Annotated in this window: 13 protein-coding genes; 6 read left to right on the forward strand and 7 right to left on the reverse strand. The window is 65.5% G+C overall.

What is annotated here, in order from left to right:
* Positions 1–164 precede the first annotated feature (164 nt).
* A complete protein-coding gene (locus ACFY2B_RS02105; RefSeq protein ID WP_390761195.1) occupies positions 165–1,754 on the forward strand; it encodes a hypothetical protein in 1,590 nt (529 codons plus the stop codon).
* A 95-nt stretch (positions 1,755–1,849) separates the two neighbouring features.
* Positions 1,850–2,176, forward strand: coding sequence for a hypothetical protein (locus ACFY2B_RS02110; RefSeq protein ID WP_390761544.1), 327 nt, complete (start codon positions 1,850–1,852; stop codon positions 2,174–2,176).
* Positions 2,177–3,511: 1,335 nt separating this feature from the next.
* Here the strand turns inward: ACFY2B_RS02110 and ACFY2B_RS02115 are convergent.
* Positions 3,512–4,084, reverse strand: coding sequence for a hypothetical protein (locus ACFY2B_RS02115; RefSeq protein WP_390761196.1), 573 nt, complete (start codon positions 4,082–4,084; stop codon positions 3,512–3,514).
* A gap of 226 nt (positions 4,085–4,310) precedes the next feature.
* Between ACFY2B_RS02115 and ACFY2B_RS02120 the strand changes: the two genes are divergently transcribed.
* Positions 4,311–5,021, forward strand: a complete 711-nt coding sequence (locus ACFY2B_RS02120) for a hypothetical protein (RefSeq protein ID WP_390761197.1) — start codon at positions 4,311–4,313, stop codon at positions 5,019–5,021.
* A 32-nt stretch (positions 5,022–5,053) separates the two neighbouring features.
* Here the strand turns inward: ACFY2B_RS02120 and ACFY2B_RS02125 are convergent, their stop codons facing one another.
* Genes ACFY2B_RS02125 through ACFY2B_RS02135 form a run of 3 tightly spaced genes read right to left on the reverse strand, consistent with a single transcriptional unit; the run spans position 5,054 to position 6,355 of the window.
* Positions 5,054–5,248 (reverse strand): DUF397 domain-containing protein, encoded by a 195-nt coding sequence (locus tag ACFY2B_RS02125; RefSeq protein ID WP_390761198.1) that lies wholly within the window; start codon positions 5,246–5,248, stop codon positions 5,054–5,056.
* A gap of 49 nt (positions 5,249–5,297) precedes the next feature.
* Positions 5,298–5,492, reverse strand: a complete 195-nt coding sequence (locus tag ACFY2B_RS02130; protein ID WP_376524223.1) for a DUF397 domain-containing protein — start codon at positions 5,490–5,492, stop codon at positions 5,298–5,300.
* 8 nt (positions 5,493–5,500) lie between these two features.
* Entirely contained in the window at positions 5,501–6,355 is an 855-nt protein-coding gene (locus tag ACFY2B_RS02135; protein ID WP_390761521.1) for a helix-turn-helix transcriptional regulator, read from the reverse strand.
* A gap of 201 nt (positions 6,356–6,556) precedes the next feature.
* Here ACFY2B_RS02135 and ACFY2B_RS02140 point away from each other — a divergent pair, with 201 nt between their 5' ends.
* Positions 6,557–6,973 (forward strand): ATP-binding protein, encoded by a 417-nt coding sequence (locus ACFY2B_RS02140; protein WP_390761199.1) that lies wholly within the window; start codon positions 6,557–6,559, stop codon positions 6,971–6,973.
* A gap of 96 nt (positions 6,974–7,069) precedes the next feature.
* Positions 7,070–7,921, forward strand: coding sequence for a cytochrome P450 (locus ACFY2B_RS02145; RefSeq protein WP_390761200.1), 852 nt, complete (start codon positions 7,070–7,072; stop codon positions 7,919–7,921).
* A gap of 382 nt (positions 7,922–8,303) precedes the next feature.
* Here the strand turns inward: ACFY2B_RS02145 and ACFY2B_RS02150 are convergent, their stop codons facing one another.
* On the reverse strand, positions 8,304–8,684 hold the full coding sequence (locus ACFY2B_RS02150) for a hypothetical protein (protein WP_390761201.1): 381 nt from the start codon (positions 8,682–8,684) through the stop codon (positions 8,304–8,306).
* Between the two features lie 1,952 nt (positions 8,685–10,636).
* On the opposite strand from ACFY2B_RS02150, the gene ACFY2B_RS02155 reads away from it, so the two are divergent.
* Positions 10,637–11,113: a hypothetical protein gene (locus ACFY2B_RS02155; RefSeq protein WP_390761202.1), complete on the forward strand. Its 477-nt coding sequence runs from the start codon at positions 10,637–10,639 to the stop codon at positions 11,111–11,113.
* Positions 11,114–11,126: 13 nt separating this feature from the next.
* Here ACFY2B_RS02155 and ACFY2B_RS02160 read toward each other — a convergent pair whose 3' ends face one another.
* The gene (locus ACFY2B_RS02160) at positions 11,127–11,723 is read right to left on the reverse strand and encodes an RICIN domain-containing protein (RefSeq protein WP_390761203.1); all 597 of its coding nucleotides are present in this window, start codon (positions 11,721–11,723) and stop codon (positions 11,127–11,129) included.
* 88 nt (positions 11,724–11,811) lie between these two features.
* Entirely contained in the window at positions 11,812–12,462 is a 651-nt protein-coding gene (locus tag ACFY2B_RS02165) for a hypothetical protein (RefSeq protein WP_390761204.1), read from the reverse strand.
* Positions 12,463–12,622 lie beyond the last annotated feature (160 nt).

The raw sequence follows: 12,622 nt of genomic DNA on the forward strand, positions 1-12,622 counted from the left end.
CGACGTCCGCCCCCGTCAAGGCACGCCCGGCGGTTTTCGGCAGGTTCGCGGGCGTGGGCGGCGTGAACCAGCGGCGGATCGGTTCCGTTATGGACAGGAGAAAGTTTGCGGCGACCGGGGGTCCCGGTCACAGACGATCGGGAGGCCACACGATGCGTGTCGTCATGAGCGACGATCAGAAGCTGGTCCTCATCCGGAAATTTTTGGATTCGGACGCGGACATGTCGATTGAGGAGTTCGCTGAATTTGTTAGAAACAATGGTAAAGGCGACAAAGAGAGGAATCTGAAGGATAAAACTCTCAGTCGTTGGATCCGAGATGCAATTAAAGAAGTCAATGGGGTGGTGAAGCTACCAGGGTTGAGTGCTGAGGAGCAGCAGCTTCTGGCGCGCAGGCGGCACCTCGTTTCGACCGCCGACGATCAGAAGCTAGTCCTCATCCGGAAATTTTTGGATTCGGACGAGGGCATGTCAATTAGGGGGTTCGCTGAATTTGTTAGAAACAATGGTAAAGACGACAAAGAGAGGAGTCTAAGGGATAGCACTTTCAGTCGTTGGGTCCAAGATGCAAGTGAAGAAGTCGAGGGGGTGGTGAAGCTATCAGGGTTGGACGATGAGGAGCGGAGCAAGCTTCTGGACCGCAGGCAGAAGAATCGGCACCTCGTTTCGACCGCCGACGATCAGAAGCTAGTCCTCATCCGGGAATTTCTGGATTCGGACGAGCGCATCTCGATTAGGGGGTTCGCTGAATTTAGGAGTCTAAAGGATAGCACTTTCAGTCGTTGGCTCCAAGATGCAAGTGAAGAAGTCGAGGGGGTGGTGAAGCTATCAGGGTTGAACGATGAGGAGCGGAGCAAGCTTCTGGACCGCAGGGAGAAGAATAATCCGCGTAAAATCGGCGGCCCCGGTCGGGACGCCGACGCGTGGAAGCTAGTCCTCATCCGGAAATTTTTGAGCTCGGACGAGGGTGTGTCAATTGGGCAGTTCGTTGCAGATCTTAAAGAGAATGGTAAAGGTGACGACGAGAGAAGTCTTTCCAAGAGAACTTTCAGTCGTTGGCTCCAAGATGCAAGTGAAGAAGTTGAGGGGGTGGTGAAGCTACCAGGGTTGAACGATGAGGAGCGGAGCAAGCTTCAGGATCGCAGGCAGAAGAATAATCGGCGTAAAATCGGCGACCCCGGTTGGGACGCCGACGCGTGGAAGCTAGTCCTCATTCGGGGATTTTTGAGCTCGGGCGAGAATGTGTCAATTAAGGAGTACGTTGATCAAATTAGAGAGAATGGTACAGACGACAGCGAGAGGAATCTATCCAGGACGAGTTTCAGTCGTTGGCTCCAAGATGCAAGTGAAGAAGTCGGGGGGGTGGTGAAGCTACCAGGGTTGGACGATGAGGAGCGGAGCAAGCTTCTGGATCGCAGGGAGAATATTTCGCGCGCTAAATCCGGCGGCCTCGGTTCGAGCGCCATGGCGTCCGCTGCCGCGGGTCGGCCCACGCCCACCCCTCTCAGCTCCTCCGACTCGTACGGCGCGACACCTCTCCCTCTGGGGGCCGCTCCCACTCCTCTCCCCGGTATCGAGTCCTTCGACCGTATCGCCGGCCTGTACAGCACAGCACTTCCTTCTATCGCCTCGTTCGACCAGGCTCCGTACTCCGGCCCTTACGGCACCGGCAGAGCACCTTCTCCCACGCCGTTCAAAGCCCAGGGCTACCCCGGGTACGGCGGTCCGCAGGGTCCGGCGAGAGGCGGACGCTGAAAGGGGCCGGCGCGGCGACCATGTCGCGTCAGGCGGTCAGCCCTTCGGTCGCCTGCAACTTGACGGTGTAGGCGAGCGTCAGTCCCTGCGGTGCCGTGCACTCCACCACGGCGTTCGGGCCGAGCGGGACGGTCTGCGGTGGGTTCCAGGGTGATTCCGTCCGCAGCTTCGCGGTGGACTTCCCCGACCAGGACAAGCACTTCCAGGCCATCGATGTCGCGCCGACCCAGGACACCCCGTACGTGCACGCCCTCGCCGAATACGTCGGCTGCGCGGCGGTGCACCTGGTCAGCGGCGAGGGCCTGGCCGCGGCCACCGGCGGGCCCGCCGCGGACCTGACCCAGCAGCAGCGGATGCTGCTGGAACGCGTCCTCGGCCTCGGTGCCTGGTTCGACCTCCACCACCCCACCGCCAAGGTCTGACCCGTCGGGGGCGGGCGTGAAGTGCCGTCGGACGACGTCCGCCCCCGCCAAGGCACGTCCGGTGGGTTTCGGCATCTCCGCGGACGCAGGCGGCAGCGTGAACCATCGGCGGATCGGTTCCGTTGCAGGTGGGAGAAAGCCCGCGGCGGCCGGGGGTTTCCCGGCTGCAGACGACCGGAGGTCACACGATGCCCGACCAGCGCTCCCGGACTGGGCGATCCCTCGAAGCGAAAGTTGCCATCCTCCGAGAATTTATGGCGGCGGACGATACCGTGACGTTGAGGGGTTTCGTTGACGGGAGGGACTTTTCCGCACCGAGCTTGAGCAGATGGGCCGATGACGAAAATGGTGCGCGAGGCGAACTGGAACCATGGGAGCAGTCCGAGCTTGATCGGCGTAGGAGCAATAAAAGCAGGGGAAAGAAGAGTGTCGGTGTTGATTTGCCTCGTCGGCCCCATTTGGGCGACGCGCAGAAGATAAAGATCATCCGGGAATTTTTGAATACGAAACTTCCTATGTCGTTCAGAGATTTCGTGAAGGAATTTGAGAGGAAGGAGGGGGAGAGTGTATCCCACGTGAGTCTCTCTCGGTGGGTCAAAGAAGCGTGTCAGGGAAATTTGCAAGGCTTGACAGAACGAGAGCGGACCCAGCTTGAGCAGCGTACGAGCATTAACAGGAAGGGGGCGGAATCGGCCCCCGGGCAGGCGAAGCATCGTGCGCCCCGCATGGGGCGAGAGAAGGAGACGGAGTTCCTGCGAGGCTTTTTGAGTCAGCCGCGGGGCGCGCGGTTGGTTGAATATCTCAGAAATGGATCCCATGGGATAAATGAGCGAAGCGCCTATGAGTTGGCTAGATCCGCAAAGACTCCGGGTGGTCGCAGTGCTTTGACGGATGACGAGCGGAAAGAACTGGCTGAGCGTCTGGAGGAGAACCTAAGATCGAGAGATTTCATGCGGCGCCCTGTCACGATGACCGACGCGCCGCACGTTCCATCCGGCGGCCTCGGTTCGAGCGCCATGGCGTCCGCCGCCGCGGCCCAGCCCACGCCCACCCCTCTCAGCTCCTCCGACTCGTACGGCGCGACACCTCTCCCTCTGGAGGCCGCTCCCACTCCTCTCCCCGGTATCGAGTCCTTCGACCGTATCGCCGGCCTGTACGGCACAGCACTTCCTCCTATCGCCTCGTTCGACCAGGCTCCGTACTCCGGCCCTTACGGCACCGGCAGAGCACCTTCTCCCACGCCGTATACAGCCCCGGGCCATCCCGGGTACGGCGGCGGGCAGGGTCCGGCGAGAGGCGGACGCTGAAAGGGGCCGGCGCGGTGACCATGCCGGGTCAGGCGGTCAGCCCTTCGGTCGCCCGCAACTTGACGGTGTAGGCGAGCGTCAGTCCCTGCGGTGCCGTGCACTCCACCACGGCGTTCGGGCCGAGCGAGACGATCTGTGGTGGGTTCCAGCCGGCCGGTACCGTGCCCCCGGCGGTGCCGAAGGAGTCGAGGACCCGGGAGGCGGGCGCCCACCGGGTGACGGTGTCGCCGATGTTGCTGAGGCCCTGCTCGACGACCCAGGTCGCGGCCTGGCCGGTCGGGTCGGTGGCCATGACTTCGGCCCGGTAGCGGGTTGCCCCCGCCACCAGGGGCACCGCGGCGAGCATCACGGGACTCGCCGCCGCGGTGCCGGTCTCCTGCGTCTCTCGTTCACGCGCCTTGATCTGCCCGGTCGTGGTGTCGAAGGCGAACACCCAGTCCCGTCCGCCCTTCCACTGCGTCTGACCGGTCTCCGTCGTCGACACGATGCCGCCGAGGAACGAGACCAGGTGCGCGTCCCGGGGGAGGGTCCAGGGCTTGTCGGGGTTCGAGGAGTTGCCCACCATCCGGACGGGAGCGGGTCCCCGTCTGCCGGAGAACACGATGTCCGCGGTGGTGGTGCGCCGCCGACCAGGCGGACTTCGGCCAGCCCCTGAAAATTCGTGTCGCAGCGCCGGGATACCCCTGTTACCAAGCGCGGACAGAACCCGGCGAACAACTCCCATCGGGGGTGCCATCTCACGGGGTGTAAACGAACAGCCGATGCGGTCGGTCGCCCTGCGGAAGCAGGCGCAGGTGCCGCACCCAGACACCCGTGGGGGAACTTCGATGAACACTACTCGCCGTACTCGCCGTACCGTCCGTTCCGCCACCCTGCTGGCTGTCGCCGCCGCCGCGGCCTTCTCGCTGACCGCCTGCCAGGGCAGTGGCACGGGTGCCGCCGCCGGTTCGGTGAAGAACGACTCCGGCTCCGTCTCCGGCACTGCCTCCGGCTCCGTCTCCACCGGTGACGGTGGTGCGTCCAACGACGCCAAGACCAGTGAGAACAAGGACCAGACCGGCGTGAAGACCGAGACGTCCACCGAGCACACCGCCGCACCGGACGCCGCGGGCGGCACGAAGTCCTCCCCGGTCCGCACCGTGTCGCTGGTGGACGGCAGCAAGGCCGAGGTCTACCAGGACGGCGACCAGGACTACCTCGCCAAGATCGTCAACCAGGGTTCGGTCCTGGCCACGCTGGAGACGAACGGGCACGACGCCGGGCTCGACGCCAACGACATGTTCGTCGTGCTCACGATGGGCGGCGACGTCAAGTCCTGGATGGGCGGCGGAGACCAGGGGCCGGGCACCTTCGTGCTCGAAGGCGGCTGGCAGGCCGAGGTCACCAAGGTCGGCGACCTCAAGTACCGCGCGGAGATCCTCGGCAACGAGGGCGACGTGGAAGCCACGCTGGAGACGAACGGGCACGACGTCGGCCTCGACGCCAACGGCTCCTACATCGTGCTCAGCGCCGGCGGTGTGATCAGCTCCCACATGTGATGCCGACCCGGCAGCACGGTGCAGCCACCCGCTCAGGAGTGATGCGGCTCCTTCAGCGCCTCGACGAAGGCGGCGAAGGCGGGGGTGGGGAAGGTGAGGGTGGCTCGGGTGGGGGTTTTGGAGTCGCGGACGGCTATGTGGGTGTCCAGGTCGGCGATCTCCACGCAGGAGTCTCCGTCGCCAAAGCTTGAGTAGGACGACTTCTGCCAGTTGTCAGGGGCGGTCATCACATTTCCTTCGACGTGTGGTTGATCAAGTCTCGTGACTTGGCGGGGCTCAGCGGTTGGGGTGTTCCTTGAGGGCTTCGACGAAGGTGGCGAAGGCTTCGGCGGGGAATGAGAGGGAGCCGACGGTGGGGTCCTTGGAGTCCCGGATGGCTATGTGGGCGGGGCTGGTGGCGATCTCTACGCACGCATTGCCGTCGCCGCTGCCGCTGTAGGAAGACTTCCGCCAGTTATCGAAGGTGATCACCGAACGCCTCACAGTTCTTTGGCCAGCTCGTGGAGGAGATCACGCGACCGTTCAGGATCGAGTGATGCCGCCTCCACTCTACGAAAGAGCGTTCGGAAGACCGCCAGCTGTGCCTCGGAGTCGATGAACAGCGATCCATGCGGACCGTCGCGCACTACGGTGTCCAGCTTGGGTACGGCACCGCCGACGTAGACCATGGCAGCCGTGATGTCGGCGAAGCTGTCCAGGTCGAACGGGATAACGCGTACGGTGACGTGCTCCGCCTCCGACACCTCCAGGATGTGGGCGAGCTGGGCCCTGGAGACGGCGCGCCCTCCCACTCTGATTCGCAATGCCGCCTCGTGCACCAGTACGTCGTACGGCACCCGCCTTGGTCCCTCGATGATGATGCGCCGCTCAAGGCGGTGACGGACACGCAAACTCAGCTCGTCCTCGGTGAGTTCGGGTACCCGGCGGGAGAAGAGAGCATGAGCGTAATCCTCCGTCTGGAGAAGGCCCGGAACGTGCAGGAAGTCCACGTCCCAGCGATAGGTGGCGTGGTACTCCAGCTCTGCCAGGTCCAGGAAGGATGTGGGCAACGAACCCCGGTACTTCTCCCACCAACCGACTGTCCGGTCAGCGGCCATGGTGGCCAGAGCGTCGACGAAACCCGCGTCCGTGCACGCGTAATGCGAGGCGAGACGACGGAGTCGTTTCTCGCTGACACCTGCGAGTGCGGACTCGATGTGGGTGATCTGTGCGGGGCTCACGCCAAGCAGCCCCGCCGCCTGGCGGGCGCTCAGACCCGCCGATTCGCGAAGTCTGCGAAGTTCTGTCGCGAGACGTGACTGACGGCCCGTTGATTGGCGCCTCAAAGCTCTCAACTGCTCCCTGTCCAACGCGCGCAAGAGCGCGACTCGTTCGGTGTCAGTTTACGCGACCAGCTTGCTCAATCTCTAGATTTAGATCTACTGTCGGTGACGTACCGCGCACGCTGCGGAAGTGCACCGCCCCGTCCTGCCGCGACGGCTGCGGCAATGCCACCGCGCGCGAAATCCCCTTCACCGCAATGGAGTTGACGCCGCATGTCCGAGAACGTGTACGAGACCTGGGACTACACCCTCTATGTTCCCAACGACCTCAGAGCGGTCACGGTCTGCCGTCGTACTCTCCGTCTGATCCTGACTGTCCATGGTCTGATCGGGCTGGTGGACACGGCGGAGTTGCTGGCGGCGGAGTTGGTGTCCAATGCCGTGCGGCATACGAAGGGGCCTGCCGCGCTCAGGGTGCGGCGTTCTCCGGAGGGCGTGGTGTGGATCGGGGCGTGGGACACCGACCCGGAGCCGCCGGACCCACCGCAGCCGTTGGGGTTGGCCCTGGATGTGGAAGAGGGGCGGGGGTTGGGGTTGGTGATGGCTTGCGCCGATTACTGGGGCTGGCGGCCCTCGGCCCGGTTCGGGGACCGGGGCAAGTACGTGTGGTGCGAACTCGCCGCAGCCTGAGCGGGCGGCGGCCAAGTGCCGCCCGTCGGACGATGCGCGCCCCCGCCGCGGGCGCGCAGCATCGCCCTGTGCAGCGACCCGCCCGAGCACACGGCGATGCGCTCGGTACTGGGCCGTCCGCTGCGCCAGGACCGTATGCGTGAGGTCATGCCGCGGATCGAGGCCGAGGCCGATCGGGTCGTCGCCGAACTGGTGGGCGGGGGCCGGTTCGAGGCCGTCACCGAACTGGCCGAGCACCTGCCGATGGCCGTCGTGTCCGATCTGGTCGGGCCTCCCGATCACGGGCGGCAGAAGATGCTTCAGTGGGCGGCGGCCATCTGGGACACCCAGGGTCCCGCCGACGAGCGGGCAGCCGCGGCGTTGCCGGCCGTCCAGGAGTTCATGGCGTTCGCCGCGAAGGACGCCGTGCCGGGCAAGCTCAACCCCACCGGGCGGCCCGCCCACCTCTACCAGGCCGCCGAGCAGGGTGAGATCCCGCTCGACAAGTGCCCGATGGTGATGCTCGACTACGTCACGCCGAGCCTGGACACGACGATCCTCGCGATCACCAACGTGGTCGCGCTGTTCGCCGAGAACCTCGACCAGTGGGATCTGCTGCGCGCGGACCGGTCGTTGATCCCGCACGCGATCAACGAGTCGTTGCGGGTGGAGTGCCCGGTACCCCAGTTCAGCTGGGTGCTCACCGAGGACCACGAGATCGACGGGGTTCCGCCGGCGGTCGGCTCACGGGTCGCGCTGCTCTACGGCTCCGCCAACCGCGACGAACGCCAGTACCCGGACCCGGCGCGCTTCGACATCACCCGGCGCCCCTCCGACCACCTCGCCTTCGGGCGTGGCGAGCATGTCTGCCCCGGGACACACACCTGGCTCGCCTGGAGATCGGCGTGCTGCTGGAGCGGCTGGCCGACCATGTGGCCCGCTTCGAGATTCAGGAGTCCCGGCCGCTGATCAGATCAACAAAGGGCTGCGCGGCCTTGAGTGTCTGGAGGCCGGGATTCAGCCGGTGACCGGTACCGACTGAATCGCGGCCCGCCTGCGGCCGGGGCGGGTGAACCCGCCCCACCACCCTTCCGCGCGACGCCAGGAAGTGGCATTGAACCATCAGCGGGAATGAAACGTAGTGGTGGTATGGACGACGATGTGATCCCTATTGGCCAAGATACAGCATGGGTAACCGCTGATGGGCGTACTAAGGAGCAGGTCAGGGCTAAAGCACGGCGCGCGGCTGTCCTTGAGGGGCGAACTTGGGAGGAGGCCAGGCGTGCAGCACCGCGCCGACCTGAGGCTGTGGGGCGTGTTAGACGTGCAGCGGTAGATGCACAGAACACGGCTACCGCAGAGCCAGGATCGTCAGCGTTTGCGTCTTACGCCGCGGGGTCGGAGCACCCGGTAGACGATCCTCTCGCGTTCGCAACGGCGACGGGGTTTCCATCAGAGGCCACTGCCGAGCAATCAACGGATTGGTCCCAGCAGCAATACCAGCAGCAATCAACGGGTTGGTCCCAGCAGTCATACCAGCAGCAATCAACGGGTTGGTCCCAGCAGCAATACCAGCAGCAATCAACGGATTGGTCCCAGCAGCAATACCAGCAGCAATCAACGGATTGGTCCCAGCAGCAATACCAGCAGCAGCCAGTGGATTGGTCCCAGCAGCAATACCAGCAGCAAGACCAGCAGCAATCACAAGCGCGACAGATATCACAGATGTCACGGGTATATGGGGCGAATGACCCGGTGTATGATGTATCACCGCTGGCGACGCCTAACCCGTCGGTCAGGGCAGTCCCGCCCGCGGCGGAGCAGCAGTGGCAAATGGAATCGACTAGAGGTTATGACACGCCTGCCGCGTCGGCAAATGCAAATGCAGGCAGGTACTTGAACGCGAATCCGCACCCTGTGCAAGGCCCTTCGAAGGGAGCCAAGGGCGCAGCGTCGTCGTCTGGAAACTTCACGGCCGTGAAGGATCTCTTCAAGAAGAAGCCAAAAAGGAAGTAGGGCTAGCAGGTCCTTTGAGTTCCGAAAAGCGGTTCAAGGCAGGCGCTGATAGGAAAGACGCGCCCGTCGCGCCGCTTCCGTCCTTCCGCCCTGGCTTTCCGGGCTGACCGCTGCCGCCCATGGGTCGAGGGCGAATCCGCCGCTGTCCCACCGGATTTCCACGGCACCCGGGCCGCCGAAGTGCGCGGCCCGGGGCCGTGGCCGGGAACGCCCCTGGCACGGGCATGCGCCGCGTTGCCGGGAATGCGGCCGATCGGCTTCGCAGTGCTCCCGGCAGTCCGGGCGAAGTTCGCTGCGGTTCTGGTCCGCACCGGATCAGGACCGCGTGTGGCTCCCGGCTCGGGTGACTGGAGGATCGACAGCGGTCTCCGGTGGGCGCGACCGGATACTTCGCCAAGTAGGCCGCCTTGCCGCCCAGTTGGACGGTCTGCGTCAGGATCAGCAGCGGGTCGTCCGCCCCCAGCCCCGGGAGTCCTCCACGAGCGGGCCCCGCGTGCGAAGATCCTGGCCGTCGGCTTCCCGATGAAGTGCCGGGCCCTGGCCCGGCGTGTCCGGGCAACCGTCGTCGCGTACGCCGGTACCTACCTGTCACCTCTGTGTGGATCTTCCGTGAGAACTGTGAATTCAGCCAAGATGACCGAACCAATCGGCACAGAGAACCATCTGAAGAAGAAGTGATGATGCCGACCGGGCCGTCGGCATTCCACCGCCAAGCCGAACGTTCCGGCTGTATGCCCAACTCCAAGGCATCACCCTGTGCCGCGATCCGCCCGAGCACGCGCATCGCGGCAGCGGGCAGCGGGCCCGACCACCGCGTCCTGACGCCAGGAAGCCAAAAATGAACCATGAGCGGATACACAACGTAGGGATGACATGAGCGGAAACCAGAACCCTTATGGAGCAAGTGGTGACGACTAGCAACTGTGGGTAACCAGTCCAAGGTTCGCGGCGGGTGCGTACGATGCTGCGGACCGGGCGCGAGAAAGTCGTGTGGGGGCTCGGAGGCTGCGGGAGCAAGCCGCAGCGAACCAGGCCGCGCAGCCCGGAACGGCATCGTTCGCGGCTTACGCCGCGAGTTACCCCGCTCCTTACTCGCAGGCGCCGACGGAAAGTCCGGTCAGCGCGGTGGATCCTGCGGTTCATCAGGCGATGTCGTTCCTGCCGGGACAAGCCGGTCAGGCGACGCTGTACCAGCAGCAGCCCGTGCAGTATGGACAGCAGTCGCAGCACGGACAAGCGCAGTACGGACAGGCACAGTACGGACAGCAAGCGCAGCAGGGTCATTCGACGTCGTACCAGGAGGTGCAACAACGCCGGGGGGCGGGGGCTTGGACGCACCCGATCGTTACGGACCCCGCGGGGCTGGCCAGGGCCGCAGACCGCGCGGCCCAGCGGCGTCAGGCTGAGCAGGCGTCGCGCCAGCGTGCTGCGTACTTGGCAAGAACGGCCCATCAGTCGAGGGGTGGAGGGGCGTCCGGTCCCACTAGGTAGGTAAGTCCCTAGGGCTCCGAAAGGCCCAGGTCAAGGCGGGGCTTGTGCGCGAGAGGCGCCCGTTGCGCCGCTCCCGTCCTTCTGGCCCGGCTGACGGCTGCCGTCCATGAGCCGAGGGCGAACCAGTCGTCGTCCCACTGGATTTCCACGGCTCCCGGGCCGCCGAAGTGTGCGGGGATGAGTAGTTCCCGTTCTTCGGCGGCCTGCCCGAGGATCCGGCGGCGACTGGCCGCCGCCTACTCCGGGCCGAGGCAGGCGCTGCTGTTGCAGCAGGGCTCGCCGGTGCCGGGTCATGTCCGCCGGGGTTCGGGTCCGCGCCGGATCAGGACCGCAGCATGGCTCCCGGCTGGGGTGACTGGAGGATCGACCGACCTCGACTTCGAGTTCCACGTGGCCACCTACGGACGTCGCTGCTCCGCGGTCCACGACCCGCTGGCCGCGGCCGTCGCCGTCGGCGGCGTCGTACCCACCCTGGCACCCGTGGTGGACGTACTCGTCGACGCCACGGACGGTCCCGGCCGCGACCAGACCATCTGCGACCTGCGCGGACAGTACCTCGGCTACCCCGCCCAGCCCGGCGCGCACTGCCGTGTCGTCCTCGAAGCGGGGCCCGACACGGCGGCCCACCTCATGAAGCGGCTGCTCACGCTCTGAGTCCGGGCGGGCGCTACTGCGCTCTGAGGGACCAAAGACGCGACGGGTCGGTGTCGCAGTTGTAGATGACGGTGGGGGTGTTGTTCAGGACACCCCCGCCTGCCGGGCTGAGGCACTTGCCGCTGTTGTTGTTCACCAGGTGGTAATTGAGATTGCCCTTGTCGACGAAGTACCAGAGTCTCGACGGGTCGTTGTCGCAGTTGTAGATGACGGTCTCGGTGTTGTTGGTGCCGGCACCCCCGGCGGGGCTGAGGCACTTGCCGCTGTTGAGATTCAGGATCTGGTAGATGTTGTTCCCCTTGTTCACCAGATACCAGGAACGCGACGGGTCGGTGTCGCAGTTGTAGATGACGGTGAAGGCGTTGTTGTCCACCCGGCCACCGGCGGGGCTGAGACATTTGCCGCTGTTGGAATTCACGAGGTAGAGGCCGAACGCTGCCGCCCCGGCCCCCGCCGCCGGTGTCGCGGACGCCGCTCGGGGCGTCACCGACGCGGGACCGGACGCCGAACCGGATGCCGAGGCGGTCGCCGAGGCGGTCGGCGCGGTCAGGAGCGAACCGCCGATCGCCGCCGCGGTTGCCGCGATCAGTCCAGCAGCCTTGAAGTACATGGTCGTCGTCGCCTGCTTTCTGTTTCGAGTGCGGAGGAATGAACAGGGGCGGACATCGTCGCCGTGCCCGGGGCGGACGATGCGGTGCTCAGCCGCAACTGCGGAACGCGTCCGTGGTCCCGGCCGTGGTGACGAGGCCGGAATTCCGGTCGAGGACCACGACGGTGGCGGGTTGTGTGACGCCGCTGCGGCAGTTGATGAACCCGACGTACTGGTAGCCCGGAATCCGGCCGGAGGCGTCGGCGGTCAACTGGCCCAACGAGAACGGGCCGGTCGTGTTGATGCCGACGGCGTAGAACGACACGGTGCCGCCGGGGGACAGGCCGTTGCCGGTGGCCTTCAGGTAGGCGCCCGTCGAGTAGCCGTATTCAGTGGTCACCGACACCCCGCCGCGCGGTGTGGCGCCCGGGTCGACCAGTCGCCAGGGCGCGTTGCCGTTGTCGGCGCGGGCCTGGTCGCGGGCGGCCGGCGGCACGCACACATGGTCCGTGGGGTTCGTCTCCCGCCATACGTAGCCCTGCTTGCAGGTGTCGGGCCCGTAGGGGCCGCCGTTCGGCTCGCGACGCGAGGCGGCGAGCGAGTTCTCCGTGGCGGTCTGGTCGCGGACCTGCGGGGTGACGCAGACCAGGTCGGACGGGACGGCCGTGCGCCAGACATAGCCGTTCACGCAGGTGTACGGCCCGTACGGCAGGTCGGCCGCGCTCGCCTGGGCGCCCGTCGTCGCCAGTAGACCCGTCACCAGTGCGGCCCCAGCGGCCAGCGCGGCCGTGGCGCGTCGGGCGCGTCGGGCGGGCCGGATGGATCGGGTGGATCGGGCCTGCCGAGCGGATCGGGCCTTTCGGCTCTTTCGGGCGGAGGTGTTTCCGGTGTCGCGCATGTGACCCCTCTGGATAGGTCGG

This window comes from Streptomyces sp. NPDC001270, assembly GCF_042896695.1.
In the GTDB taxonomy this organism is placed as follows: Bacteria; Actinomycetota; Actinomycetes; order Streptomycetales; family Streptomycetaceae; genus Streptomyces.